The following is a 24594-nucleotide window of genomic DNA, read 5'->3' on the forward strand; positions in this document are numbered from 1 at the left end:
GCGGGGTCAGCTCAGCAGCAGCGCGCGCAATTCTGCGACCGAGGCCGCTCGGAACGCGGCGTCATCGCCTTCATGCCTGTCGCTGAAGCCCCACTCGACGAAGATGACGGGGACGTCGTTGGCGTTCCCGCCTTCCACGTCGTGATGGCGGTCACCGACCAGAACCGGTCGTGACGTGTCGGCGCCGAGCGCGCGCAGCCGACGAAGCGCCTCGGCGACGATGTCGGTCTTCGAGGCGAGAGTCGACTCGTCGGGGGTCGCGCCGACTGTGGTCAGGAACGCGGGGCGCAGGCCGAAGTGATCGACGAGGGCATCGACCTGGTTCTCGGGCTTCGAGCTGGCGGTCGCCTGCGGCACCCCGGCGGCGTGCAGCTCGTTGATGAGCTCGACGACGCCCGGATAGGTCGCGACATCGGTCGTGTAGCCGTCGGCCTTCCCGAGCGTGCGGTAGAAGGCCACGGCCTCGGCGGACTGCTCCGGGGTCATTCCCGCCTGGTCCTGGAAAGACTGGAACATGGGCGGACCGATCCAGTGCACCAGCTGCTCACGCGTGGGCGCGGGGTGGCCGAAGTGCGTGAGCGCGATGTCGAGCCGGCGAAGGATGCCGACGGACGCGTCGACGATGGTGCCGTCGACGTCCCACAGCACGCAGGAGTAAGGGGAGTGAGGCACCCCTCCACCCTATGGCCCGGAAGAGGACGGTCGCCTTTCCTGCACAGGTGTGCACGAACAGGGCTTATCCACGTCTCATGTGAGCACTCTATGTCCCCACATAAGGTCGTGACAACGGCGGATGTGCGAGTCAGAATGGGGGTATGTACGTGTCGGTGGAGATCATCACGATGTTGGCCACGGCCGCGACGCTGCTGGTGGCGATCATCGGCGGATTCGGCTGGACGATCAACCGGATGGATGCGCGTTTCGCGGCGCAGGACGCACGACTCGATGCACGGTTCGATGCACAGGACGCGAAGTTCGATGCGCGGTTCGATGCGCGTTTCGCGGCGCAGGACGCACGACTCGACGCACGGTTCGATGCGCAGGACGCGAAGCAGGACGCGCAGGACGCGAAGCTCGATGCGCACGATGCGAAGTTCAGCGCACGGTTCGCGAGTCTCGAATCGCGATTCGACCGCGTGGATGCGCGATTCGATCGAGTCGAGCAGGAGATCTTCGAGGTGAAGATCGCGATCGCGCGTCTGGAGGGGCCGACGCCGCGGCTCATCCCCGTCCGTTGAGGCCGTCTGCTCAGAACAGGCGGGGGATGCCCGACTCGATGCCCTTCATGTCGTCGTAGTCGAGCACCAGACAGCGGATGCCCCGATCCTCGGCGAGTACACGCGCCTGCGGCTTGATCTCCTGGGCGGCGAAGACACCCTGGACGGGGGAGAGATGTGGATCGCGGCCGAGCAGCTCGAGGTAGCGGGTCAGCTGCTCCACGCCGTCGATGTCGCCGCGGCGCTTGATCTCGACGGCGATCGCCGCGCCGTCGGCATCGCGCACCAGCAGGTCGACCGGCCCGATCGCCGTCGGGTACTCGCGGCGCACGAGCGTCGCACCCTCGGAGATGCGCTCGACCTGCTCCGCGAGAAGTCGCTGAAGGTCTGCCTCGACGCCGTCCTTCTGCAGTCCGGGATCGATGCCCAACTCGTGCGAGGTGTCATGGATGATCTCGTAGATCTGCACGCGCAACGCGTCACCGGTCTTCTTGTGGGTGACCCGCCAGACCTCGACGACGCCGGCGCTCGCCTCTTCCTCACCCGGAGTCTCGTTCGAGAGAGAACACGGGGGACTCATCCAGTTCAGCGGCTTGTAGCTGCCGCCGTCGGAGTGCACGAGCAGACTCCCGTCGCCCTTGTGCACGAGTAGACGCGTGGCGAGCGGAAGATGGGCATTGAGCCGACCGGTGTAGTCGACCGAGCAGCGGGCGATGACGAGACGCACCCGTCGAGCCTACTTCGTCGGGAGCGCTGCGCGGTCGCACCCGGAGGGTGTGCCGGTCACCGGTCGAGGAACGAACCGATCGCCTCGAAGAGGCCGAGTTCGGTGGCGGCGGAACGGGCGATGAGGAACCCGATGATGCCGATGATCCAGGCGGTGTTCTCCGCCCCGGTGCGCTCCATCCAGGCGGCGAAGCGTTCGAGCGGCCGTTGCACGAGTGGAGCGGCCACCATCCGCAGCACGAGCAGCACGACCGCGGGCAGGATCATCAGCGCACAGTATCCCGCGAGCGAGAGCACGCGCAGCGGCGTGTCGATGCCGGCATCCGCGAGCATGGTCATCGCCACGATGTACGGCAGCATGGTGGCGATCTCGACGAGCCCTGCGGCGATGGCGACGGCCATCACTGCGGTGCCGCGGGTGCGCGGGTCGAGGAGCCGCTCCCGCCACCGCGTGATGCGTCCGGGACGAGGCGCAGGATCGGTCGCGATCGCGGACGCGGCATCCGGGGGAGCCAGGCGGGAGCCGTTCGCATCCTGCGCGCCCGGTGTCCCTCCCCGAAGCGGCACCGGAGGCGCGGATGCTGTCTGCGGTGCGGGCGCCGGTGCGTTCTTCTCGTTCTTGCCGCCGGTCGGCATCACGAATGCCGTGATGAGGAGCGCTGCTCCGACGACGAGCCGGACGATCAGTCCCGCGGGCGACGCGAGGAAGTCGGACGCGACGTCGACGAGGTTCACCAGGCCCCACAGGAACAGGAGGCCGACGACCAGATAGAACGCGGCGATGGTTCCCAGATACAGCAGGATCCGCCCGGCGCGCACCCGCCCCGGGTGCAGCAGCAGGAAGACCGGGATGAGGAGTGTGCCGACGCTCAGCCCGTCGATCAACGCCAGGAGCGCGAGCGAGAGGGGGAGCGGCAGTCCGCCGAAGAGTTCCATGCCACCACGTTCACGGACACTCCACGGATCCGGATCGGGCGAAAGTACCGTCTCCGCAGAACCACTCATCCCTTCGTCGGATGCGCGGCGGCGGCCGTCGTGGTTGCATGAGGGCATGCACGAGCAGGTCGAAGGCGGATTCGGCGCCTGGTACCGCCGGCACCGTTGGTGGGCGGACCCGCTGGGCATGGCGATCTTCGCCGTGGTGATGGCGGCCTTCGGATTCCGGGGTATCTGGGGGCCGTTCTCGCTCCTGCAGGAGCCCCTGTCCCCATGGTGGGCGCTGGTGCTCGCCCTTCCCGCCTGTGCGATCGCCCTCTTCAAGCGGCGCATGCCGGTGACCGTGCTCGTGCTCGTCTCCCTGCTGTTCGTCGCTGACCTGCTCACCGTGGGTGGCCTCGGGACCCTCGTGGTGCTCCTGGACGTCCTGTGGACGGCCGCTTTCCTGGCGGATTCCCGCGGGCGAAGGATGCTGCTGGTGCTGCTGGGGGCGGCGACCGTCGTCCTCTTCCTCTGCGCCTGGCTGCTCACCGATGTGTCGTTCCCGGTCGCGTTCCTCATCGGAGTGCAGTTCGGAGCGATCTTCGGCACCGACTACTGGTGGGCCGTGGCGGTCTCCCAAGCGCACGAGCTCGCGGAGTTGCACCGGCAGCGGGCGGAGCATGCCGCAGCCGTCGCCGAGCGCGACCGAGTGGAGGCGGTGCAACGGGAGCGCGAGACCATGGCGCGCGAGCTGCACGACGTGGTGGCCGGTCATGTGATGGCGATGGCGATCCGCGCGGAGGCCGCCCTGTCGACCCCGCCCGATCCTCCGCGGGACCGCGAAGCGCTGCAGGCCGTGCGTGATGCAGGTCTCGATGCCCATGCGGCGCTGCGATCGATGATCTCCGTGCTCCGGCGCGGTGAGGGTAGTCCCGCGTCGTCGCCGCGGTGGGGGGACCTCGAGGGGATCGTGCAGGAGGCGGAACGCGCGGGACTCACGGTGCGACTCGTCGCCGATCACGTGGGTGATGTCGGTTCCGCGCTCGAGCAGGCCGTCATCCGCATCGTGCGGGAGGCACTGAACAACTGCATCCGTCACGCCAGCGGCGCCGAGGTCGACGTCATCATCCGCAGGAGCGGACCCGAGGTGCGGGTCGAGGTGCGTTCGAGGGGTGGCTCGCCGAGCGGGGCGTCCACGTCCGCGGATGGGGGCTGGGGGTTGCAGATGCTCAGGGAACGGGTCGCCGCGCTGGGGGGCGCCTTCATTGCCGGGCCGGTCGCCGGCGGATGGTCGGTGGAAGGTCGCATCCCGACGGAGGCAGCGGCATGAGCGAGCCGACGGTGCTGCTGGCGGACGACCACGGCGCGATCAGGGCGGGGCTGCGCATCATGCTCGAGGCGCAGGGGATCACGGTGGTCGGGGAAGCGGCGGACGGCGATGTCGCCGTCCGCAACGCCGCGGCGCTGCGTCCCGACGTGGTCCTGATGGATCTGCGGATGCCGGGACGCGACGGGATATCGGCGACGGCGGAGATCGTCGAGCGCCACTTGAGCGACGTGCTGGTCCTCACGAGCTTCGACGAGGACGACCTGGTGTTCGGGGCGATCCGCGCAGGCGCCGTCGGCTTCCTCCTCAAGACGGTGGACGCTCCCACGCTCGGCGGGGCCGTGCGGGCGATCGCGGCGGGCGAAGGCGCGCTCGATCCGCGGGTGACGCGCCGAGCGCTCGCCGCCGTCGCCGAGAGCGCCGCCGTGCCGGCACAGGTCAGGCGCCGCGAGGGGATGGTCGAGCTGACGGCCAGGGAGCAGGACGTCCTCGACGGGATCCTGCAGGGGTGGTCGAACGCCCAGCTCGCCGCGCGACTGCGCATCTCGGTCCCCACGGTCAAGACGCACGTCTCGAACGTGCTCACCAAGCTCGGCGCACGCAGTCGGTCGCATGCGGCCGCGCTCGTACGCGGCCGCGACGACTGACGCTCAGCCCTGTGCGACCGTCGCGACCGAGCTCTTCTCGTCGTCGCGGAGCGGACGCGCAGCACCCGAGAACAGCCCGGACATCACGACCAGCGCGACCAGGATGAACAGCGTGTTGAGCAGACCGATGTGCTCGCTGATGATTCCGAGTACCGGCGGGCCGCCGAGGAAGGCGATGTAGCCGATCGTGGCGGCCGCGCTCACCCTGGCCGCGGCCTTGGCGGGGTCGTCTGCCGCCGCCGACATGCCCAGCGGGAAGCCGAGCGATGCGCCGATTCCCCACAGCGCGGCTCCGACCAGCACGAGCGGGAAGGTGGGGGCGAGGATGAACAGCAGGATGCCCGACGCTGCGGTCGCTGCGAGGATGCGCAGGACCAGGACGCGGCCGAAGCGATCCACGAGGGGACCGCCGAACAGGCGCACGACGGTCATGCCGACCGAGAACACGGCCAGGGATACGGCTCCGGTGCCCTCGGTGAAGCCGTGACCCTGTTCGGTGCCCAGGGCGATCCAGTCGTTGGCCCCGCCCTCGGCGAAAGACATGCCGAGCATGACCACACCGATGAGGTAGGTGCGGGGCTCGCGCCACGCTTCGAGCGCCGTGTGCATACGGACGCGGAAGGCCGGCTTCTCATGCGCCGCGGGATCGAGGGCGGCCTCGCGCACCGGGACCTGGAAGAAGCAGACGATCGCGATCACGGCGATCAGCCCGCCCATGATCGCGGCGTGGATCGCGACGTCGACGGCGAGCTGCGCGGCGAGAGCGCCGATCCCCGCACCGATGACGGTGCCGAAGCTGAAGAAGGCATGGAAGACCGGCAGGATCGTCTTGCCCATCTGCTGTTCGATCGCGGTCGCCTCGACGTTCATCATCACGTCGACCGACCCGTTGCCGAAGCCGAACAGCACCATGCCCACGATGACGACGGGGACGGAACCGAACACGTTCGCGCCCAGGCCGACCAGCACGATGCCGAGCGCGAACGTCAGCATCGTGAGGAGCATCCCGCGCCGGGCGCCCAGACGTGCCATCACCGCGGGGCCTGTCGAGATGCCGAGGATGGACGAGATGCCCATGCCGAGCAGGATCAGACCGACCTGCGCGTTGTCGAGTCCCAGCGCCTCCTTGATCCCGGGCACGCGCGACGCCCAGGTCGCGATCGAGAGGCCGCTCGCGAGGAAGATGGCGAAGATCGCCGCGCGCCAGCGCACGAACTGCGAACGAGAGAGGGCTGTTTCCATGCCGGACAGCCTATCGAATCGATTCGACCGTAGGGAAGCGCGGGGAGCTATCCTCGAAGTATGAGCAGCCAGGAGACGCCGCGTCGGCCCACGATCGCCGACGTCGCACGTGAGGCGGGCGTGGCGACCTCCACCGCATCCGTCGTCTTCAGCGGCAAGGCGAACGTGGCCGCCGCCACGAGGGAGCGCGTCCTCGCCGCCGCAGCCGACCTCGGCTATGCGGGGCCGGACCCTCGTGCGGCCTCGCTGCGACGAGGACGCAGTGGCATCGTCGCCGTGGTGCTCGAAGGGCATCTGCGTGCAGCATTCCTCGATCCCGTGACGACCGCCATGATGGACGGCCTCACCGACGGGCTCGCCGACCTGAGCGCCGGCATCCTCCTCATGCGCGACGAGCCGGGGGAGGAGGGTGCAGCCATCACCAACGCCCCCGTCGACGCCTTCGTGCTCATCGGCTGTTCCGGGCGCACGAAGGCCTCGCTCGAAGTGGTCCTCGGCCGCGGACTGCCCGTGGTCGTCATCGAAGGCGACGCCGGAGAGGGCATCCCGCGCATCACCCTCGACAACGTCGCAGCCTCCGCTGACGTCGCCCAGCACGTCTACGACCTCGGGCACCGCGACGTGGCGCTGGTCACCCTCTCGCTCGACAGCGAGCGCGAGCGCGCGCTGGTGACGCCCGAACGGGTCGAGAAAGCGACCGTCGACGTCTCAGTGCACCGTCTCGAGGGGATGCGTCAGGTCTTCCCGGACGCGCCGGCGATCTCGGCGTCCGGCAGCTTCATCGATGAGGGCGTGCTGGTCGGCCGCATGCTCCTGACCGACCCGGCCACTCGACCGACGGCCGTGCTCGCGCAGAGCGATCTGCTTGCGGTCGGCGTCATCCGCGCAGCCGAGGAGCTGGGTCTCCGCGTGCCCGAAGATCTCTCCGTCGCGGGCTTCGACGGCATCGAGGTCGACGGGCTCGGCGATCTCACGCTCACGACCAGCGTGCAGCCCGCGGTCGAGAAGGGGCGCGCTGCCGGGGAGCAGATCGCCCGCATGCTGCGTGGCGAACCCGGGATCACGCAGCACCTCACCTGCGTGTTCCGAGCCGGCACCACGACGGGCCCCGTCCCGCGCTAGCGGCGTCCTCGCCGAGTGCTCAGCTGTGCTGTGAGCCGAGCGGCAGAACGCGTTCGCCGAAGTCGAGGATGCGATATCGCCCGCACTCGACGACATCGTCGGGTATCGCCGGTGTGGAGAGCTGCCACGCGACGGTCTGGGAGTCCTCGACGAGGAACGAGACTCCGTCGACGTCGAAGTCCTCGCGGTTCACCAACCATGCGTACGCGTTGAGCTCGTGATCGACCTGCACGAGGTGGCGGGGATCGGCGACATGCAGCTTCGGCAGCCGCACGGTCCAGAACTGTCCTCCGCCGATGCGGCCCGAGGCATCGACCCAGTCGGTCACGCAGGTGAGATCGGGGTCGGGCGTCGTGCTCGCCGTGACGAGCCGAGGCACACTCAGCGCCCCGCCCACGAGCAGGAGCACGGCCGCGATGGCCGTGAGGGCACGGGGTGCCCGGGCGGGCATCCGCGGGATATGGGGAGCGGCCACGATCACGAGCACGGGTCCGAACGCGAGCGGCTGCAGGTAACGGGCGGCGTGGGTACCGAGGGCGATCGCCCCGACCAGGACGAGAGCGGGCATGGCCCACGCGACCGTGGCGACGAAACGGGAGCCGGTGTCTCCGACGCGTGCCGTGTTCGCGATCGCCCAGCCGACCAGAGCCACCACGACCACGACTCCGAAGATCCCTGCGGGCGTCGCAAGGCGGTCGAGGAGAAGGCCCCCGTAGTAGCCCGCGGATTCCGTCCAGAGTTCGGGCTGGATGTAGCCGGCACCGGTGTTGGCGATCCATGCCCGAAGCGGAATGCGTCCGAGGAAGCCCAGCGCGGTGCCGATGACCAGCACGACGAGGATCGTTGCGGTGCGTGTTCGTCGTGGCGGGCGAAGGAGCATCACGAGGAGCAGCAGCGAGAGCGGAACCGTGGCCCAGGCGGCGAAGAGGGGATTCGAGAGCGTCGACACGGCGGCGATCGCCCCGAGCGCGATCAGTGCGCCGATACCTCCTGCGCTTCGGTCGAGCACACGACGGACCAGTCCCACACAGAGGACGACGGCGACCACGGTGGCGGCGTAGTACGTGGTCGTCAGCAGCAGTGAGGCCAGCTCCAGGGCGTCTCGGGACCCCGAGAGATCGGTCATGGCGAGGATCGCGAAGGTGCCTATCCCGAGCAGCGCCCATGCGACGGGGGCTGTCCTGTGCCGCCGACGCCCTGCGGCGACGCGGAGTGCACCGTAGAGGGCCAGCATGTTGACCACGGCATTCACCGTGAGCAATCCGTTCACATCGAGCCCGAGCGCGGCGTCCAGCCCGGAGAACACCGCGGACTCGGGCAGGAAGAGTACGCTCGACATCGCCCAGTCGAGGGGTGCGCCGGAGAGCAGCGACCGAGCGAACATGCCCACGACCAGGGAATCTCCGTCTCGGAACAGCAGCTCAGCGCGGGCGGATGAAGCCACCTGAGCGACGGTGATGACCGCCACGACCAGTGCTCCCGACCAGCCCGCGAGCTCTCGCACCCAGACCCGCCGCATGGGCCAACTCTCGCACGATCGTGCAACTGTGGACCGCAGGAACCTCTCGCGCCGGTAAACTGGTCTGACACCCGCCCGCCTGTGCCGAAATGGCCGACGAGCCCTGAGGGAGCCGCGTATATGCTGATGCTCCTCGCTGTGTTCCTCCTCGGGTCGCTGCTGATGCCCGTTCTGGTGCGCTGGCTCGGAGCTCAGGCCTTCGCCATCGCCGCCCTCGTTCCGGCAGCCGCCTTCGTGCACGCGCTCGTCATGACGCCGCGGGTGCTCGACGGCCCCGTCCCGTTCGAATCGGTCGAGTGGATCCCGCAGCTGGGACTCAACCTCTCCATGAACATGGACGTGCTCGGCTGGGTGCTCACGCTGATCGTCACCGGCGTCGGCGCGCTCGTGCTTCTCTACTGCCGCTGGTACTTCTACGAGGACTCCGCGGGGGTCGGCCAGTTCGCCGGTGTCCTGCTCGGCTTCGCCGGGGCGATGTACGGGCTCGTGCTCACCGACGACCTCGTGATGCTCGTCATGTTCTGGGAGGTCACGAGCATCCTCTCCTACCTCCTCATCGGCCATTACCGTCGGCGCGCTGCCAGCCGTCGTGCCGCACTGCAGGCGCTGCTCGTGACCACGCTCGGCGGTCTCGTGATGTTCGTCGGCGTCGTGCTGCTCGTCGTCGACACGGGCACCTCGAGCATCCGCGAGATCCTCGAGCTCGCGCCCAGTGGGCCGCTCATCGACGCCGCGATCGTGATGCTCCTGATCGGGGCCATCAGCAAATCGGCGCTGTTCCCCTTCCACTTCTGGCTTCCGGGTGCCATGGCGGCACCCACCCCGGTCAGCGCCTACCTGCATGCGGCCGCGATGGTGAAAGCCGGCATCTACCTGATCGCCCGCTTCGCCCCGATCTTCGCGTTCAGCACGACATGGCGACCGATCGTCATCACGCTCGGCATCGTCACGATGCTGCTCGGCGGAATCCAGGCGCTTCGGGAGACCGACCTCAAGCGCATCCTCGCCTTCGGCACCGTGAGCCAGCTCGGCTTCTTCGCGATCGTCGTCGGCTACGGCACGCAGGCGACCGCCCTCGCCGGTCTCGCCCTGGTCATCGGCCACGCGCTGTTCAAGTCGGCGCTGTTCCTCATAGTCGGTGTGATCGACCGCCAACTGTCGACCCGTGACATCAACGAGCTCTCCGGTGTCGGTCGGCAGGCGCCCGTCATGGCCACAGCGGCATTCATCTCCGTCGCCTCCATGGCGGGTATCGCCCCGACCATCGGCTTCGTCGCCAAGGAATCGACGCTCACCGCGCTCCTCGACGACGCGCAGGGCGGCTCCGCCTGGGGTCTCGTCGCGCTGATCGGGATCGTCCTCGGCTCCATGCTGACTGCGGCATATGGCGTGCGCTTCCTCTGGGGGGCGTTCTGGAAGAAGCGCGACGACCAGGGCCAGCAGCTTCCCGACACCGCATGGCCCGATCCGCCGGTGGGCTTCCTGTCCGCGCCGATCATCCTCGCGGGGGTCACCCTCGCCGCGGGCATCGGCGCTCCCGCCCTGGACACCGCTCTACAGGGATACGCCCTCACGGCGACCCCCGGCCTCGATCACTCCGGTGAAGCCGTCGAGGGCCCTGGCCACTTGGCGCTCTGGCACGGCTTCGAACCGGCGCTGGGCATCTCGATCCTGTCGATCCTGCTGGGCATCGGGCTGTTCCTGCTCACCCGCAGGACCGCCTGGGACCGCAAGGCTCGCATCCTGCGCTTCACCGCGGCCGACGTGTACTACTTCGTCATGCGCGGCGTCGACCGTCTCTCGGTGCTCAGCACGACGCTCACGCAGCGCGGCTCGCTGCCCGTGTACGTCGGCACCATCTTCGTGGTGTTCGTCGCCGCCGAGGTCACGGCGCTGATCGCGAGCGACATCGATCGGTACAACCTGTCCCTCTGGCACACTCCGGCGCAGATCGCCGTCGCGCCGATCATGGCGATCGCCGGCATCTTCGCGGTCCGTGCGCGCAAGCGCTACACCGGCGTGGTGCTGGTCTCGGTCACTGGACTCGGAATGGTCGTGCTCTTCGCGACGAGCGGCGCCCCCGACCTCGCGCTCACGCAGATCCTGGTCGAGACGGTCACGATGGTCACCTTCGCCCTCGTGCTGCGTCGTCTTCCCGCGCGCATGGGCGAGCACAACGCCTCGGTCGGGCGCATCCCCCGCGCCCTGCTGGCCATCGGCGTGGGCGTCACGATGGCCTTCGTGGCCGTCGTCGCCACCCAGTCCCGCGTCGCCGACCCGATCTCGGAGGCGTTCCCGAAGCTCGCGTACGAGATCGGCCACGGCAAGAACGTCGTCAACGTGGCGCTCGTCGACCTGCGTGGCTGGGACACCATGGGCGAGCTCTCGGTGCTCGTGCTCGCCGCGACGGGCGTCGCCTCCCTCGTATTCGTCACGCACCGCGCCGATCTGCTGGCCGCCACCAAGAACCTGCCGCGAGCCACGCGCAAGGCCGCGCGCAGCCGCCCCCTCGTCGAGACGACCGAGGGCATCCGCTTCCAGACGTCCGAGAACGAGAGCAGCCCGCGGGCATGGCTCGTCGGCGGCCAGAAGATGAAGCCCGAGAACAGGTCGATCCTGCTCGAGGTGATCGTCCGCATTCTGTTCCACACGATCATCGTGGTGTCGATCTTCCTGCTGTTCTCCGGGCACAACCTGCCGGGTGGCGGGTTCGCCGGCGGTCTCGTCGCGGGTATGGCGCTGGTGATGCGCTACATCGCCGGCGGTCGCTGGGAGCTGGGAGCCGCGGCCCCGACGGACGCGGGACGCCTCCTCGGCACCGGCCTCATCCTGGCCGTCGGCACGGCCGTGGTGCCCCTGTTCTTCGGCCTCGCCCCCTTGACCAGCACGTTCTGGGAGTGGGAGATCCCGCTCATCGGACACATGGAGTTCGTCACGTCGACCATCTTCGATGTGGGCGTCTATCTCGTCGTGATCGGACTCGTGCTCGACGTGCTCCGCAGCCTCGGGGCCGAGGTCGACCGTCAGGCCGCCCTGCGCACCACGCCCGGTCCTGAAGGATTCCTCTCGCGGGGCGGGAGGAGCAGCTGATGGATGTCTCCCTCACCCTGATCGTCATCATGGCCATCCTCTTCGCATGCGGTGTCTACGCGATGCTGGAGCGCAGCCTGACCCGCGTGCTGATCGGCTTCCTGCTGCTCGGCAACGCCACCAATCTGCTGCTGCTGATCGTGATGGGCGTGCCGGGCAACGCCCCGTTCTTCGGTACCGAGGGCGAGATGAGCGACCCCCTCCCGCAGGCGCTCACCCTCACGGCCATCGTGATCACGTTCGCGGTCTCGGCCTTCCTCCTCGCACTGATCTATCGCTCCTGGCAGCTCGGACAGGCCGACACGGTCGAGGACGACGAGGCAGACATCGCCCTGCGCGAGCGCACCGATGCCGACGAAGACCTCATGGACGACGAATCCGAGACGGACGACGACGAGGCGACCACGGACTTCGTCGGCGTGCAGACCGCGCCGATCACGGTGCTGCACATGCGGGACCACCCCTCCATCCACGACGATGCGCCGTATGACGCTCCGACCGGTTGGGGGAGCGAACCCTCTGCTGCGGACGAGGGTCGAGAACCGCGCCCCGACGAACCCGATGACCACGACGAGAACGAGGAGGGCAGGCCATGACCGCCCTCGTCCCCCTCCTCGTCGCACTGCCACTGCTCGGTGCCGCCGTCACTCTCGTGTTCGGCCGGAACGCGCGCCTCCAGGTCGTCGTCACCGTCGCCACCCTCGCCGCCGTCTCGATCATCGCCGCCGTGCTCCTGGTCGTCGTCGATTCGGGTGCTCCGCTCGCGGTGTCGGTCGGCGGATGGCCCGTTCCGTTCGGCATCGTGCTCTATGTCGACCGGCTCGCCGCGCTCCTGGTGCTGATCTCCAGCATCGTGCTGCTCGCGGTGCTGCTCTTCTCCATCGGCCAAGGTGCGGCGGACGGCACCGACGAGACGCCGATCTCCATCTTCAACCCGTCGTACCTGATTCTCGCGGCCGGTATCTTCAACGCCTTCATCGCCGGGGACCTGTTCAACCTGTACGTCGGATTCGAGATCCTGCTCGTCGCCTCCTACGTGCTGATCACGCTGGGCAGCACCGAGTCCCGTATCCGCACCGGCGCGGTCTACATCGTCGTCTCGCTGGTCTCGTCGATCCTGTTCCTCGCCTCGATCGCCATGATCTACGGCGCGCTCGGCACGGTCAACATGGCCCAGATCGCCGAGCGGATGTCGGAGCTCCCCCAGGAGACGCAGCTGGTGCTGCACCTGATGCTCGTGGTGGCCTTCGGCATCAAGGCTGCCATCTTCCCGGTGTCGTTCTGGTTGCCCGACTCGTACCCGACCGCTCCGGCCCCGGTCACCGCCGTGTTCGCCGGCTTGCTGACGAAGGTCGGCGTGTATGCGCTGATCCGCACCGAGACGCAGCTCTTCGCCTCGAACAGCATCGACACCCTGCTGCTGATCATCGCGCTCGCGACCATGATCGTCGGAGTGCTCGGCGCCGTGGCGCAGGCAGAGCTCAAACGAATCCTGTCGTTCACGCTGGTCAGCCACGTGGGCTACATGATCTTCGGGCTCGCGATAGCGACGCCCGCCGCTATCGGCGCGACGGTGTACTACATCGTTCACCACATCGTCGTGCAGACGACGCTGTTCCTCGCCGTCGGGCTCGTGGAACGCCGAGCGGGAAGCACGTCGATCCTGCGGGTCAAGGGGCTGCTGAAGGTCGCCCCGGTCATCGCGGTGCTGTACTTCGTTCCCGCGATCAACCTCGGCGGCCTGCCACCCTTCTCGGGGTTCATCGGCAAGTTCGCGCTGTTCGAAGCTGCGGCCTCCGTCGGAACTCCGATCATGATCGTGCTGATCTTCGGCGGTATCATCACCTCGCTGCTGACGCTGTACGCGCTGATGCGCGCCTGGAACCTCGCCTTCTGGCGCGAGGAGGAGGACTCCACCGAGACCGAGGGCCGCATCTCCTACCTGGGTAACGCCCCCGCCGCCGACGAGCAGCAGGAGCGTCGCCGCATCCCGAAGATCATGACCCTCGCGACCGGAGGCATGGTCGCTGTGACCCTCGCTCTGACCGTGTTCGCCGGTCCCCTGTACGCCCTCTGCGACCGCATCGGCGCCGGACTGCTGCAGCCCGTGAGCCTCGTGCAACTGGAAGACGAGGTGGGCTGATGGCGCGTGACACCCGGCGTCACCTGTGGCGCGACATCCGCGTGCAGCTGCCGTTCCTCGCGTGGCTCGTCGTGCTCTGGATGCTGTTGTGGGCGCAGTTCACGGTGCTGTCGTTCCTCACGGGACTCGTCGTCGCGATCTTCGTCACCCGCGTGTTCCGCCTGCCGACCGTCGCGCTCTCCGGCCGGATCAACCTCTGGTACGCGGCGCTCTTCGTGGTGCAGTTCCTGTTCGCCGTGCTGAGCGGCGCCCTCTCGGTCACCGTGCAGGTCTTCGACTTCCGCCGACAGCCGGGGACGGCCATCATCGCGGTGCCGCTGCGCTACGCGGACGACCTCGTCATGACGCACGTCGCTGTCGTGTCGTCGCTGATCCCCGGGTCGCTGGTCGTGGAGACCGACCGCGACCGCCGGATCCTGTACCTGCACGTGATCGGCGTCCGGAACCTCGACGACGTGGAGAAGCAGCGTGCGGGCGTGCTGCGCTGGGAGCAGCGGGTCGTGCGTGCGCTCGGAGACCCCGCTCAGTATCGTGCCCTCAAGGCCGACGAGCGTGCGGGCCTCGGACTGACGAAGGGCGGTGCCCGATGAACATCCTCCTGCTGCTGATCATGGTGGTGTTCGGCATCGCCGCCGTGCTCGCCCTGATCCGGATCGTGCGCGGGCCGTCGATCCTCGACAGGGCCGTGGCCTCCGACGTGCTCCTCACCGAGGTGATGTGCGTGATCGGTGCGGAGATGGCCATCAACGGTCACACCCGCAACATCCCGGTGCTCCTGATCATCGCGGCCATCGGGGTGTTCGGCTCGATCGCCGTCGCCCGCTTCGTCGCGAGAAGGGACAACACGACACCATGAACGTGTTCGGTCTCATGATCCCCGACGCCGTCATCGACGTGGCGGTGCTCGTGCTCATCCTGCTCGGCGCCGTGCTGTGCCTGTCGGCTGCGGTCGGGCTGCTGCACTTCCGCGATGTGCCTTCGCGACTGCACGCGGCGACCAAGCCGCAGGTTCTCGGTCTCCTCCTCATCTGCATCGCCATCGCGCTGTCACAGCGCTCGATCGGCGGCATCCTGCTCGGGTTCGTGCTGGTCGCCCCGGTGGTGCTCATGCAGTTCGCGACCGCTCCGCTCTCGGCGCACATGGTCGGACGGCAGGCGTACCGCAACGGCACCATCGAGCAGCGCGGTCTCGTGGTCGACGAACTCGCCGAGTCGAAGCAGACCCCGCCCGCCGCCGGCTGACCTCGAGGTCTGATCCCGGGAGCCGCGCGACGGAAGGCCCGCGGGCGTCAGATACGGGCGGCGAACTCGTGGATCAGGCGTGCCGCGGGCTCGGAGTCGCTGATCAGGGTGCCGTGACCATGGTCGGGGATCACCTCGAGGTCCGCTCCGGGGATCGCGTCGATGATCTCGCGGCACCAGCTCATCGGTGCCAGCGGGTCGCTCTCTCCGCGCAGCACCAGCACCGGGCACTCGATGCGCACGAAGGCGTCTTCCGGCTCGTGCACGATCGTTGCGCGCATCTTGCGGAAGAGGTGTGGTCCGCCGCGGAGGTACTCGCGGGCTCCACGCCAGATGACCAGCGGCCGCTCGCCGATGAGGTCGGTCAGCAGGTAGCGGGCCTGCGCTCCGATGTTGCGTGCCGCCTTGTTCACGGTGGGACCGGCGAGCACCACTCCTTCGACGAGGGACGGATGGCGTGCGGCGAGCTCGGCAGCGATCTGGCTCCCCATGGAGTGGCCGATCACGAGAACGGGACCGGAGTCCACGTGCTGGAGGTAGGCCGCGACCAGGTCGGCGTGCCGCTCCATCGTGAGGGTGCGCGTGGGCTCTGGCGCCTCCCCGAAGCCCGGCAGATCGACCGCGATGACTCGTCCATCGAGCCGCTGCACGACGTCGAGGTAGACGCTGCGCCCCATGCCGATACCGTGCAGGAGCAGGTAGGTGTGCGGTCCTTCGCCGAACGTCTCGGCGATGAGGGTCGCACCTCCGTGCTCGAACTCCAGGAGCGTGACGGGGGTGCCCTTGGGGGCGAGGTAGCTGGTTGGCACCCATCCACGCTAGCCGAGCATCCTGGGGCAGTGCTCGGATACTCCGACCCTCGGGTTCAGTCGGCCGGGCTGAGCACCAGCGTGTCGACGGCTGCGGACTTCACCGCCTTCGTCGAGTACGCCCACGGCTTCTGGGCGCCTGCCGCCCAGTCGGCGGTCTGATCGGTGTAGTGCTCGTGGAACGCGTGTCCGGAGGCACCGGTCAGGTGGTTCCAGGTCGAGGCGTCGAAGTCGGAGAGATCGACGACCATCCGCATCGACGGCACCGTCGTCGTCGCATACGAGACGCCGAGCTCCCATCCGGTCGCGTTCACGACGGACGCTCCTCCGCTCACGGGGAACGGCCCGCGATTGAACAGTGCTTCGATCGGGGCGATCCCCGACGAGCCGAGCGTGTCGCTGGTGAGGGTGATCGCGTGCAGGTCACCCCAGTTCCATCGCGAGATCGTGGTCCCCTGCAGGGCTGCGAGCTCGTCGTAGGCCTCCTCCGCCGACAGCGCGAGCATCTGCTCCATCCCGTCGACGTCGAGCTGCTCGTTGGTCCAGAGCGGGTCGGACGGATCGGTCAGCATGGCGGAGACGACCGTGAACAGGCGCCCCTGACCATCGATCGGGAGGGGCTGCTCGCGCTCGGCGAAGATGTTCTGCACCAGGTTCGACCACAGCACGTTCGCATAGGCGGCGGCCGCCGACGATGCGCTGTTCTGACCGTCCCAGGCCTCCAAGAGGTCGACGGCATCGGACGCGCCTGCCCCGGAGACGTCGACCTCGGCCATGGCGGTCGCCAGCTGCGTTCCGATCCACATCTCGTTGTCCATCTGGATGTCGCGCATGTCGTCGGCGGTCAGTGGGGCGACCGCCGCCCGCCGTTCGATGAGGTGGGCGATCCGCGCCGCCCGGTAGCCGTAGTCCCAGTCGCGGGAGAGGAAGTAGGCGTAGTCGTCCGTCACGATCGCGTTGTTCGCGGTGACGATGTACCCCGAGTTCGGGTTGTACGACACCGGCAGCTCCTCGAACGGGATGAAGCCCGTCCAGTCGTAGCTGCTGTCCCATCCGGGCTGGGGCATCCATCCGTCGCCAGCACCGCGGATGGGGAGGCGGCCGGGGGCCTGGTATCCGATGTTGCCCTCGGTGTCGGCGTAGATGAGGTTCTGCGCCGGCACGTCGAAGAGCGACGCGGCGTAGCGGAAGTCATCGAAATCCTGCGCGGTGGAGAGGGCGAAGATCGCCGTCGCGGCCGTCCCGGGATCGAGCGCCGTCCACCGCAGGCTCACGGCGTACTCGGCGTCCTCCGACCCGGGGACGGGAGTGGTCGGCGCGGAGGCCTCGACGCCCAGCGCGGGCTCTGGGTCATCGGCGATCTCCGTGAAGTCGTCCGTGAGTCCGGAGATGATCGGGCCGTGCACGGTGGAGCGGATGGTCAGATCGATGTCATCGCCGCCGGCGACCTTGATCGTCTCCGTGCTCTCCTCCAGCGGCACCAGGGCTCCGTCCCGCCAGTACTGGTCGCCCTCGACCCGCTCGACGTAGAGGTCGGTGACGTCGGTGGTGAGGTTCGTGAACCCCCACGCGACCTTCTGGTTGTGGCCGATCACGATGCCGGGCAGCCCGGAGAACGAGAAGCCGCCCACATCGAACGGGCACTCCTCGTCCACGGTCGAGCACTTCAATTGCACCTGGTACCAGACCGAGGGGAGGGAGGCTCCGAGGTGCGGGTCGTTCGCGAGCAGCGGCATCCCCGTCTCGGTGAGGTCTCCGGAGACGACCCACGAGTTCGAGCCGATGCCCTCGCCCACGTCGCCGACCAGCACGCTGGCGGCCTCGATGACGTTCGAGGTCTCCTCCCAGTCGATGGTGGTCGACGCCTGCTGCGCCTCACCCTCGGTCTCGCCGGGGGTGAAGGCTGCGGGTTCCGCTCCCGTGCCGAGCGCCGGAACGGTCGAGATCTTCGGGACGATCACGGGGTTCTCAGCGAACGGGTACTCGGGGTAGAGCTTCGCCAGCATGTCCGCGGTGGTCGCGGCATCCGGGGCATTGCCGTCGGTAGCGGTGCTCAGCCCGGCGGCGAGGAGCGATCGCTCGGTCTCGTCCTCGATGTTGCCGCGGAGATCCCAGGCCATGGCCTTGAGCCAGGCCACGGAATCGGCAGGTTCCCAGGGCTCTGGGGCGTAGTCGGGGTTCTGCAGTCCGATCACGGCGTACTCGAGCGAGAGCTCGGCATCCGAACGCGAGGCCAGGTAGGCGTTCACCCCATCCGCATACGCCTCGTAGTAGCCGCGGGTGGTGTCGTCCATGGCCTCGACCTCGGCCTCGGCGACCTTGCGCCAGCCGAGGGTGCGGAGGAAGGCGTCGGTTCCGGCCTGCGACTCCCCGAACATCTCGGCGACCCGTCCGGACGTCACGTGGCGGCGGAAGTCCATCTCGAAGAAGCGGTCCTGCGCGTGCACGAAGCCCTGGGCGTAGAACAGATCGTCCGTGGAGTCGGCGGTGATCGTCGGGATGCCGCGGTCGTCGCGCTGCACGGTGACCTCGGCCTGGAGGCCGTCGAGCTCGATGGATCCGTCGGTCTGCGGGAAGGAGCGCTGGATCGTCCAGGTCACGAAGAACGCGGCAGCCACGGCCACCACGACGATCGCGGCCACAACGAGGAACGCGACGCGTCCGATGCGGACACCCAACGAGGGGCGTGAGGGTGCGGCGGACTCCTGCGAATCGGTCATCATCGTCGAGAACTCTTTCGGGTAGACAGGTGGAACTCAGTCCCACCGAGCCCCGGTGCGCGTGTCAGGGTCGCGCCTTCGCATCATATCCACCTCCGCGCTCGCCGCGAGGTGTTCCGTCGCGAGCGCCCGACCGATCACCCGATCAGGCTCGGCTGCAGATCCCGCAGCGTGCGGCGGTGCGTCATCCGGGTCACCCCGATCATCGCGAGCAGCAGCGCACCGACGAGCCAGACTCCGAGCACTGCCAGATCCCACCCGGCCCGCGCGTAGTCGCCGCCGTACATCAGCTGGCGCATCGCATCGACCACGTATCCCAGCGGCAGCACATGATGAAGGGCGGCGAGTGGTGCCGGCAGCGTCTGCCAGGGGAAGGTCCCACCGGCCGTGACGAGCTGCAGCACCATGAGCACCAGCCCGAGGAACTGTCCGACCGAGCCGAGCCACACGTTCAACGCGAGGATGATCGCCGTGAAGGTGGCCGACGCGAAGATCATCACACCGAGGGTTCCGAGCGGGTGGTCGAACGTGAAGCCGAGCGTGATGGCGAGGATTCCCATGAGCCCGAGCATCTGCACCGCGCCGAGCATCGCAGGGGTGAGCCAGCCGGCGAGCGTGATGCGGACGGGGGAATGGAGGGCCGTGATGGCCCGTCGTGAGATCGGCTTGACGATCAGGAAGAGCGCGTAGATGCCGATCCACGCCGACAGTGCGGCGAAGAACGGGGCGAGCCCGGCGCCGTAGTCCTCCGCGGAGGCGACCTTGTCGCTCGACACCTTCACGGGATCGGCGATCGTGTCGGCCTGGCGGGAGCGCAGGTCGGGTGTCGAGGCGGGGATCGCGTCCACCCCCTGGGCGAGCCCGTCGCGCAGTTCGGCCGTACCGGAGGCGAGCGCGGCCAGTCCGTCGCGCAGCTGCGTCGCGCCGTCGTTCGCCGCGGAGGCGCCGGTGGCGACCGTGCCGGCGCCGGAGGCGAGCTCGTTCGCACCCGCGGCGAGGGATGCGGCGCCGGCAGCGAGCTGATCGACCTTGCCGACCGCGGCCTGCACCTGCGTGTTCCCCTCCTGCAGACGCGCGCCCAGCGGATCGAGCCGGGCGAGCACCTGGTCGATCTCTTCGGGGGTGAGGCCCTGCTGCGCCAGCGCGTTCGCGATGTCGGAGCGCACCTGCGGCAAGGCGTTCGCGGCCTGTTGCACCGCTGACCCCGCGCGGTCGGCGACGTCGGCGAGCTGTCGGTTGCCCGCGCTCACCTGCTGGGCTCCGCTCGCGAGGCTCTGCGCCCCGGTCGCGAGTTGCGCCGTGCCGTCGGCCAGCTTCGCGGTGCCCTCCGCCAGAGTTATGCTCCCGGTCGCCGCCGTGCCGGCGCCGTCGGCGAGCCTGGTGGCGCCGTCCGACGCCGTGATGAGCTTGTCGCGCACGTCGCTCAGGCCCGTGAGCAGGCGCTCTGCGGCCTGGCTGCCCACCATCTCGGCGACCGAGCTGCGGATCTTCTCGACCGCCTGCGTACCCATCGACGACGCGAGGTAGTTGTTCGCGTCATTGGTCTCGAGATCGATGCGCGCCTGGTGCGGGTCGGTCCCCGCCGCCGAGGTGAGGGCCGAGGAGAAGTCGCTCGGAATCGTCACCGTGAAGTCGACCGTGCCGTGGCGCAGTGCTTCCGAGGCTTCGTCCGCCGACATCAGCTGCCAGTCGAACGCGTTGCCCTTGATCAGGTTCTCCGCCACGTCTTCGCCGTAGTTGACGGTCTCGCCCGTAGCGGGTTCCGTGCCGGTCGTGGGTGCGGGCGCGCCCTCGTCGTCCACCACGAGGGCGACGGGAACCTCGGGGAACTTGGCGTACGGGTCCTGGTTCGCCCAGAGGTACAGACCGCCGTAGAGGATCGGCACGCAGATCAGCGCGACCAGGGCGATGATGCCCATCCTGCTCGCTGTCAGTCGTCGGAGCTCGGCGGCGATCATGGCGGGAACCTTCATCGCGTGCCTCCGTTCTCGTCTGCGGGGGTGTCCGCGATGTCGGGGACGGCATCGTCCGCCGGTTCGTCCCACACGAGCGGCTCGACCGGTCCGGAGGCATTGATCGCGTCGAACTCGTGCATCCGCTCCAGGGCCACGGCAGCGGATCCGCCGACGATCACGAGCATCGCGTAACCGCGGTCGGCGAACTCCGTGGCGATGCGCCACCATCCATCGGGGCTGCCGCCGTGACGGTCGGGCGACACGAGCACGATGCCCTCGACGCCGGAGCGGAGCACGGCCAGCTCGCACAGGATGCGCACGCGTGCCGCCGGATCGACGGTGCCGATGGGGGCGGCGGCGAGTTCGCTGTACCCCAGACGAGCGAGCCAGCGCCGGGCGTGGAGCGGGGTGGCGCCGAGGCCCGCGAACATGAGCTCCTCCTCGACGACGCCGACCAGGGCGACGTCGGGATGAGGGTCGCTGACATCCGGAGCGTCGACCAGGGCCACGCGTCGACGCAGGGACTTCGCGTCGACCGCGTCGTCGATGCTCACGCGCCCGGATTCCGGACGCATGCGGCCGCTCGCGATCAAGCCGAGCACGGTCGGTCGCTGTTCGGTCTCGGCGATCGCGAAACGCACTGCTCCGGTGTGGAACTCGAGCGACATGGGGGGCAGCGCCTGGCCGTTGCGGCCCTTGCTCACATCGCGCAGCGAGATCTTCATGCGCGGTCCTCCGGATCGATGGGGGAGTCTGTGGGAGCGGCGGCCGCGGCGATGTCGGGGTGCGAGGCGAGCAGCTCGTCAGCTTCGCGCCAGGAGAGGCCGGCGATGCTCAACACGGTCCGCACGGCGACGTCAGCCGCACCCGTGCTGGTCGCGTCCGTGCGCGAGATCACGGTGCGGGCCATCTCCTCGATGAGGCGCGCGAGGGTGGGGGCGGCGAGGTCCGTGCGGAAGCTGCCGTCGTCCTGACCGCGTCGCACGAGTGCCGACACCGTGCGGCGCAACGGGGCCAGCGCGGCCGCCGTGTGCTCGACGTGCGCTTCATCGAGAGCGAGAGCCGCGGCCACCTGCACGTGCGAGGCCTCGTGCCAGAGCAGAGCGGCGAGGCGGGCGAGGGCGAGACGGGCGTCGATGTCGTCGATCGAGGTGGCGATGGCGTTGAACCGCTGAGTGCCGCTGGAGATGAGCTCCCGGATGAGGGCGTCACGGTCCTCGAAGTGTCCGTAGAGGGTGCGACGCGAGAGCCCGGCACGACGAGCGATGACGTCGATGGAGGCGTGCGGTTGGACGGCCAGGGTCGAGCGCGCGGCGGAGAGGATGCCGGCGCGGTTCTCGACGGCGTCGCGACGAGGTGCACGAGTGGTCATGACCTCATGCTACGGATCATGCACACAGCTGTGCAAGATTATTCTTCACATTCGGAGAGCGTCCTCAGGTGCCGCTTCCGCGCAGCCGTCACGGAGCCAAGCGTGTTATGTTACGCGTTGCGCGTGAGCGCGCACGGAGGATGGCGCCGGTCTCGGACGCGTGAGCGTCCGGTACGCGAGTGTCGACCGTTTTCAAGTGGTGGGGGACCGCTGTGGTCGAGGGGGAGTGTGCTTTGGCAGGCATCGATGTCGTGCGGGAACGCCGAACGAAGAGCGATGATGTCTATCGCCGGTTGCGGGATGCGATCGTCGACGGTGAGCTGCGGCCGGGGGAGCGCCTTCGCGACGCGGAGCTGGCGGAGAGCCTGGGGGCCTCCGCCACGCCCGTCAGACATGCCCTGGCGCGCCTGGCGGAACAAGGGCTCGTCGAGATGCACCGCAACGGCGCCACCCGCGTGGCGCCGCTCGATCTCGACCACATCCGCGATGCCATCGCCCTCTTCGGCGACAGCTGGATCGGCTCGGTGCGCCATGCGATGCCGCACGTCCAGGAGGATGACGTCGCCTATCTCGTGGAGCTGACCGACGATATGTCCGCCGCGGGACGAGCGCGCGATGTCCTGGCCTACGGAGTCGCGTTGCGCACCATCGCCATCGGCTTCGCCCGTCTCGAGGGGAATGCCCTGCGGGAGTCCGTGATCGAACTGCTCGGGCCGCAGATCCGGCGCTTCACGCAGCGCTCTGCGGGGTCGTTCGACTGGGCGGCGAACGAGAGGTCCACGCGCGAGATCCGCGAGGCGATCGTCCGTCGTGATGCGGTGCAGACCCGGGCGGCCCTGGTGATCCTCTTCGACGATGTGCTGCCGGGTGTCGTCGACCGCACCGCGGCGCGAGCGCGCTGATCCCGAGCCGCACCTCTGACAGCACGATGCGCCGGCACCCCGAGGGCGCCGGCGCATCGGTGGATCCGTCGTCGTGTCAGTCGGTGCCGGAGTCGAAGGCTGCGCCCTCGGAGGCCGAGTCGACGGCGTCGGCCAAGGTCTCGTCGGCTTCGGAGATCGAGCCCTGGACGGACTCGGTGATCTCGCTGGACTCCCCGGCGGTCACGCGGCCGACCAGTTCGCCGGTCGCACCTCCGACGAGGCCGAGTCCCGCGTACTGCTCGAGGCGTGCACGCGAGTCGGCGATGTCGAGGTTGCGCATGGTCAGCTGGCCGATGCGGTCGACCGGCCCGAAGGCGGCATCGCCGACACGCTCCATCGACAGCTTCTCGGGGCCATACGAGAGGTTCGGGGAGACGGTGTCGAGGATGGTCCAGTCGTCGCCGCGGCGCAGGCGGATCGTGACGGTTCCGGAGATGGTGAGGCCGACCCAGCGCTGGATCGACTCGCGCAGCATGAGCGACTGCGGCTCGAGCCAGCGTCCCTCGTACATGAGGCGACCGAGGCGTCGACCCTGCTCGTGGTAGGTGGCGAGGGTGTCTTCGTTGAGGATGCCGTTGACCAGGCGCTCGTAGGCGATGAACAGCAGCGACATGGCGGGTGCCTCGTAGATGCCGCGCGACTTCGCCTCGATGATGCGGTTCTCGATCTGGTCGCTCATGCCGAGGCCGTGGCGTCCGCCGATCGTGTTCGCCTCCATGACCAGGGCGACCGGGTCGGAGTATTCCACGCCGTTGATCGCGACCGGACGTCCCGCCTCGAACGTGACGGTGACGTCTTCGGTCTCGATCGCGACCGAGGGGTCCCAGAACTTCACGCCCATGATCGGGTCGACGGTCTCGAGCGAGACATCGAGGTGCTCGAGCGTCTTCGCCTCGTGCGTCGCGCCCCAGATGTTCGCGTCGGTCGAGTATGCCTTCTCGGCGGAGTCGCGGTACGGGAAGTCGCGGGCGACGAGCCAGTCGCTCATCTCCTTGCGGCCGCCGAGCTCGGTGACGAAGTCGGCGTCGAGCCACGGCTTGTAGATGCGCAGGCGCGGGTTGGCGAGCAGGCCGTAGCGGTAGAACCGCTCGATGTCGTTGCCCTTGTAGGTGGAGCCGTCGCCCCAGATGTCGACGCCGTCCTCCTTCATGGCGCGCACCAGCATCGTGCCGGTGACCGCGCGTCCGAGGGGCGTCGTGTTGAAGTAGGTCTTGCCGCCGGAGCGGATGTGGAACGCGCCGCAGGAGAGGGCGACGAAGCCCTCTTCGACCAGGGCGGTCTTGCAGTCGATCAGGCGCGACGCCTCGGCGCCGTACTCCAGCGCGCGGCCCGGGATCGAGGCGATGTCGTCCTCGTCGTACTGACCGAGGTCGCCGGTGTAGGTGAAGGGCACGGCGCCCTTCTCGCGCATCCACGCGACGGCGACGGAGGTGTCGAGTCCTCCGGAGAAGGCGATGCCGACGCGCTCGCCGACGGGCAGTGACTGGAGGACCTTGGACATGGCTCCCAGTCTATCCGCGGCGGCGTGTCGCCCCGTCTCGCCTCAGCTGGCTCGTCTGGTCTCGTTTGGTCTGGCTTCGTCTGGTGTGGCCTCCGGCGAAAACGGAGGAGCACCGGCTGCG

Annotated in this window: 22 protein-coding genes; 11 read left to right on the forward strand and 11 right to left on the reverse strand. The window is 68.7% G+C overall.

What is annotated here, in order from left to right; translation table 11 throughout:
- Nucleotides 1–6: 6 nt before the first annotated feature.
- Nucleotides 7–672: an HAD hydrolase-like protein gene (locus ABRP18_RS00325; protein WP_058630908.1), complete on the reverse strand. Its 666-nt coding sequence runs from the start codon at nucleotides 670–672 to the stop codon at nucleotides 7–9.
- 143 nt (nucleotides 673–815) lie between these two features.
- On the opposite strand from ABRP18_RS00325, the gene ABRP18_RS00330 reads away from it, so the two are divergent.
- On the forward strand, nucleotides 816–1238 hold the full coding sequence (locus tag ABRP18_RS00330; RefSeq protein WP_113680437.1) for a response regulator: 423 nt from the start codon (nucleotides 816–818) through the stop codon (nucleotides 1236–1238).
- Nucleotides 1239–1248: 10 nt separating this feature from the next.
- Here ABRP18_RS00330 and nucS read toward each other — a convergent pair whose 3' ends face one another.
- Entirely contained in the window at nucleotides 1249–1944 is a 696-nt protein-coding gene (gene nucS, locus ABRP18_RS00335) for an endonuclease NucS (RefSeq protein WP_045262658.1), read from the reverse strand.
- 56 nt (nucleotides 1945–2000) lie between these two features.
- Nucleotides 2001–2879 carry a GAP family protein gene (locus ABRP18_RS00340; RefSeq protein ID WP_058630906.1) on the reverse strand — a complete coding sequence of 293 codons (879 nt, stop codon included), beginning with the start codon at nucleotides 2877–2879 and terminating at the stop codon, nucleotides 2001–2003.
- A 115-nt stretch (nucleotides 2880–2994) separates the two neighbouring features.
- Here ABRP18_RS00340 and ABRP18_RS00345 point away from each other — a divergent pair, with 115 nt between their 5' ends.
- Both ABRP18_RS00345 and ABRP18_RS00350 read left to right on the forward strand, forming a co-directional pair.
- Nucleotides 2995–4191, forward strand: a complete 1197-nt coding sequence (locus tag ABRP18_RS00345) for a sensor histidine kinase (RefSeq protein ID WP_113680433.1) — start codon at nucleotides 2995–2997, stop codon at nucleotides 4189–4191.
- Entirely contained in the window at nucleotides 4188–4835 is a 648-nt protein-coding gene (locus tag ABRP18_RS00350) for a response regulator transcription factor (RefSeq protein ID WP_179516375.1), read from the forward strand. The genes ABRP18_RS00345 and ABRP18_RS00350 overlap by 4 nt, the downstream gene beginning before the upstream one ends.
- Nucleotides 4836–4838: 3 nt before the next feature.
- Here the strand turns inward: ABRP18_RS00350 and ABRP18_RS00355 are convergent, their stop codons facing one another.
- Nucleotides 4839–6077, reverse strand: a complete 1239-nt coding sequence (locus ABRP18_RS00355; RefSeq protein WP_349885224.1) for an MFS transporter — start codon at nucleotides 6075–6077, stop codon at nucleotides 4839–4841.
- Between the two features lie 60 nt (nucleotides 6078–6137).
- Between ABRP18_RS00355 and ABRP18_RS00360 the strand changes: the two genes are divergently transcribed.
- Complete coding sequence (locus tag ABRP18_RS00360; protein ID WP_058630903.1) at nucleotides 6138–7199, forward strand: LacI family DNA-binding transcriptional regulator; 1062 nt, start codon at nucleotides 6138–6140, stop codon at nucleotides 7197–7199.
- Nucleotides 7200–7218: 19 nt separating this feature from the next.
- On the opposite strand, the gene ABRP18_RS00365 is transcribed toward ABRP18_RS00360, so the two are convergent.
- On the reverse strand, nucleotides 7219–8718 hold the full coding sequence (locus ABRP18_RS00365; RefSeq protein WP_349885225.1) for a hypothetical protein: 1500 nt from the start codon (nucleotides 8716–8718) through the stop codon (nucleotides 7219–7221).
- Between the two features lie 120 nt (nucleotides 8719–8838).
- Here ABRP18_RS00365 and ABRP18_RS00370 point away from each other — a divergent pair, with 120 nt between their 5' ends.
- From ABRP18_RS00370 to mnhG, 6 genes are read left to right on the forward strand one after another with little or no spacing between them, the layout of a single operon-like run.
- The gene (locus tag ABRP18_RS00370) at nucleotides 8839–11808 is read left to right on the forward strand and encodes a Na+/H+ antiporter subunit A (protein ID WP_349885226.1); all 2970 of its coding nucleotides are present in this window, start codon (nucleotides 8839–8841) and stop codon (nucleotides 11806–11808) included.
- Nucleotides 11808–12404, forward strand: a complete 597-nt coding sequence (locus tag ABRP18_RS00375; protein WP_046748038.1) for a Na(+)/H(+) antiporter subunit C — start codon at nucleotides 11808–11810, stop codon at nucleotides 12402–12404. Before ABRP18_RS00370 ends, ABRP18_RS00375 begins: the two co-directional genes overlap by 1 nt.
- Entirely contained in the window at nucleotides 12401–13951 is a 1551-nt protein-coding gene (locus ABRP18_RS00380; protein ID WP_045262651.1) for a Na+/H+ antiporter subunit D, read from the forward strand. Before ABRP18_RS00375 ends, ABRP18_RS00380 begins: the two co-directional genes overlap by 4 nt.
- Nucleotides 13951–14541, forward strand: coding sequence for a Na+/H+ antiporter subunit E (locus tag ABRP18_RS00385; protein ID WP_058630899.1), 591 nt, complete (start codon nucleotides 13951–13953; stop codon nucleotides 14539–14541). Before ABRP18_RS00380 ends, ABRP18_RS00385 begins: the two co-directional genes overlap by 1 nt.
- Nucleotides 14538–14807, forward strand: coding sequence for a monovalent cation/H+ antiporter complex subunit F (locus ABRP18_RS00390; RefSeq protein WP_021200077.1), 270 nt, complete (start codon nucleotides 14538–14540; stop codon nucleotides 14805–14807). Before ABRP18_RS00385 ends, ABRP18_RS00390 begins: the two co-directional genes overlap by 4 nt.
- A complete protein-coding gene (gene mnhG / locus ABRP18_RS00395; RefSeq protein ID WP_046748040.1) occupies nucleotides 14804–15193 on the forward strand; it encodes a monovalent cation/H(+) antiporter subunit G in 390 nt (129 codons plus the stop codon). The genes ABRP18_RS00390 and mnhG overlap by 4 nt, the downstream gene beginning before the upstream one ends.
- Before the next feature lie 47 nt (nucleotides 15194–15240).
- Here the strand turns inward: mnhG and ABRP18_RS00400 are convergent, their stop codons facing one another.
- The 5 genes from ABRP18_RS00400 to ABRP18_RS00420 form a co-directional block, all read right to left on the reverse strand.
- Nucleotides 15241–16002 (reverse strand): alpha/beta fold hydrolase, encoded by a 762-nt coding sequence (locus ABRP18_RS00400; protein WP_046748041.1) that lies wholly within the window; start codon nucleotides 16000–16002, stop codon nucleotides 15241–15243.
- 56 nt (nucleotides 16003–16058) lie between these two features.
- Nucleotides 16059–18722, reverse strand: coding sequence for a penicillin acylase family protein (locus ABRP18_RS00405; protein WP_374168982.1), 2664 nt, complete (start codon nucleotides 18720–18722; stop codon nucleotides 16059–16061).
- A 137-nt stretch (nucleotides 18723–18859) separates the two neighbouring features.
- Entirely contained in the window at nucleotides 18860–20695 is a 1836-nt protein-coding gene (locus ABRP18_RS00410; protein WP_349885228.1) for a YhgE/Pip family protein, read from the reverse strand.
- Nucleotides 20692–21402 carry a hypothetical protein gene (locus ABRP18_RS00415; RefSeq protein WP_046748043.1) on the reverse strand — a complete coding sequence of 237 codons (711 nt, stop codon included), beginning with the start codon at nucleotides 21400–21402 and terminating at the stop codon, nucleotides 20692–20694. Before ABRP18_RS00415 ends, ABRP18_RS00410 begins: the two co-directional genes overlap by 4 nt.
- A complete protein-coding gene (locus tag ABRP18_RS00420; RefSeq protein ID WP_349885229.1) occupies nucleotides 21399–22049 on the reverse strand; it encodes a TetR/AcrR family transcriptional regulator in 651 nt (216 codons plus the stop codon). Before ABRP18_RS00420 ends, ABRP18_RS00415 begins: the two co-directional genes overlap by 4 nt.
- 233 nt (nucleotides 22050–22282) lie before the next feature.
- Between ABRP18_RS00420 and ABRP18_RS00425 the strand changes: the two genes are divergently transcribed.
- Complete coding sequence (locus tag ABRP18_RS00425; RefSeq protein ID WP_058630896.1) at nucleotides 22283–22951, forward strand: GntR family transcriptional regulator; 669 nt, start codon at nucleotides 22283–22285, stop codon at nucleotides 22949–22951.
- Between the two features lie 76 nt (nucleotides 22952–23027).
- Here ABRP18_RS00425 and argG read toward each other — a convergent pair whose 3' ends face one another.
- Nucleotides 23028–24473 carry an argininosuccinate synthase gene (argG, locus tag ABRP18_RS00430; protein WP_113680344.1) on the reverse strand — a complete coding sequence of 482 codons (1446 nt, stop codon included), beginning with the start codon at nucleotides 24471–24473 and terminating at the stop codon, nucleotides 23028–23030.
- Between the last annotated feature and the right edge of the window lie 121 nt (nucleotides 24474–24594).

This window comes from Microbacterium sp. WHRI 7836 (genome assembly GCF_040223885.2).
In the GTDB taxonomy this organism is placed as follows: Bacteria; Actinomycetota; Actinomycetes; order Actinomycetales; family Microbacteriaceae; genus Microbacterium; species Microbacterium oxydans.

Excerpts from the sequence above, each read along its gene's own strand:
- ABRP18_RS00330 (WP_113680437.1), top strand. The coding sequence starts at position 816 with ATGTACGTGTCGGTGGAGATCATCACGATGTTGGCCACGGCCGCGACG.
- ABRP18_RS00340 (WP_058630906.1), bottom strand. The coding sequence starts at position 2,879 with ATGGAACTCTTCGGCGGACTGCCGCTCCCCCTCTCGCTCGCGCTCCTG.
- ABRP18_RS00345 (WP_113680433.1), top strand. The coding sequence starts at position 2,995 with ATGCACGAGCAGGTCGAAGGCGGATTCGGCGCCTGGTACCGCCGGCAC.
- ABRP18_RS00350 (WP_179516375.1), top strand. The coding sequence starts at position 4,188 with ATGAGCGAGCCGACGGTGCTGCTGGCGGACGACCACGGCGCGATCAGG.
- ABRP18_RS00355 (WP_349885224.1), bottom strand. The coding sequence starts at position 6,077 with ATGGAAACAGCCCTCTCTCGTTCGCAGTTCGTGCGCTGGCGCGCGGCG.
- ABRP18_RS00360 (WP_058630903.1), top strand. The coding sequence starts at position 6,138 with ATGAGCAGCCAGGAGACGCCGCGTCGGCCCACGATCGCCGACGTCGCA.
- ABRP18_RS00365 (WP_349885225.1), bottom strand. The coding sequence starts at position 8,718 with ATGCGGCGGGTCTGGGTGCGAGAGCTCGCGGGCTGGTCGGGAGCACTG.
- ABRP18_RS00370 (WP_349885226.1), top strand. The coding sequence starts at position 8,839 with ATGCTGATGCTCCTCGCTGTGTTCCTCCTCGGGTCGCTGCTGATGCCC.
- ABRP18_RS00375 (WP_046748038.1), top strand. The coding sequence starts at position 11,808 with ATGGATGTCTCCCTCACCCTGATCGTCATCATGGCCATCCTCTTCGCA.
- ABRP18_RS00380 (WP_045262651.1), top strand. The coding sequence starts at position 12,401 with ATGACCGCCCTCGTCCCCCTCCTCGTCGCACTGCCACTGCTCGGTGCC.
- ABRP18_RS00385 (WP_058630899.1), top strand. The coding sequence starts at position 13,951 with ATGGCGCGTGACACCCGGCGTCACCTGTGGCGCGACATCCGCGTGCAG.
- ABRP18_RS00390 (WP_021200077.1), top strand. The coding sequence starts at position 14,538 with ATGAACATCCTCCTGCTGCTGATCATGGTGGTGTTCGGCATCGCCGCC.
- mnhG (WP_046748040.1), top strand. The coding sequence starts at position 14,804 with ATGAACGTGTTCGGTCTCATGATCCCCGACGCCGTCATCGACGTGGCG.
- ABRP18_RS00405 (WP_374168982.1), bottom strand. The coding sequence starts at position 18,722 with ATGACCGATTCGCAGGAGTCCGCCGCACCCTCACGCCCCTCGTTGGGT.
- ABRP18_RS00410 (WP_349885228.1), bottom strand. The coding sequence starts at position 20,695 with ATGAAGGTTCCCGCCATGATCGCCGCCGAGCTCCGACGACTGACAGCG.
- ABRP18_RS00415 (WP_046748043.1), bottom strand. The coding sequence starts at position 21,402 with ATGAAGATCTCGCTGCGCGATGTGAGCAAGGGCCGCAACGGCCAGGCG.
- ABRP18_RS00420 (WP_349885229.1), bottom strand. The coding sequence starts at position 22,049 with ATGACCACTCGTGCACCTCGTCGCGACGCCGTCGAGAACCGCGCCGGC.
- argG (WP_113680344.1), bottom strand. The coding sequence starts at position 24,473 with ATGTCCAAGGTCCTCCAGTCACTGCCCGTCGGCGAGCGCGTCGGCATC.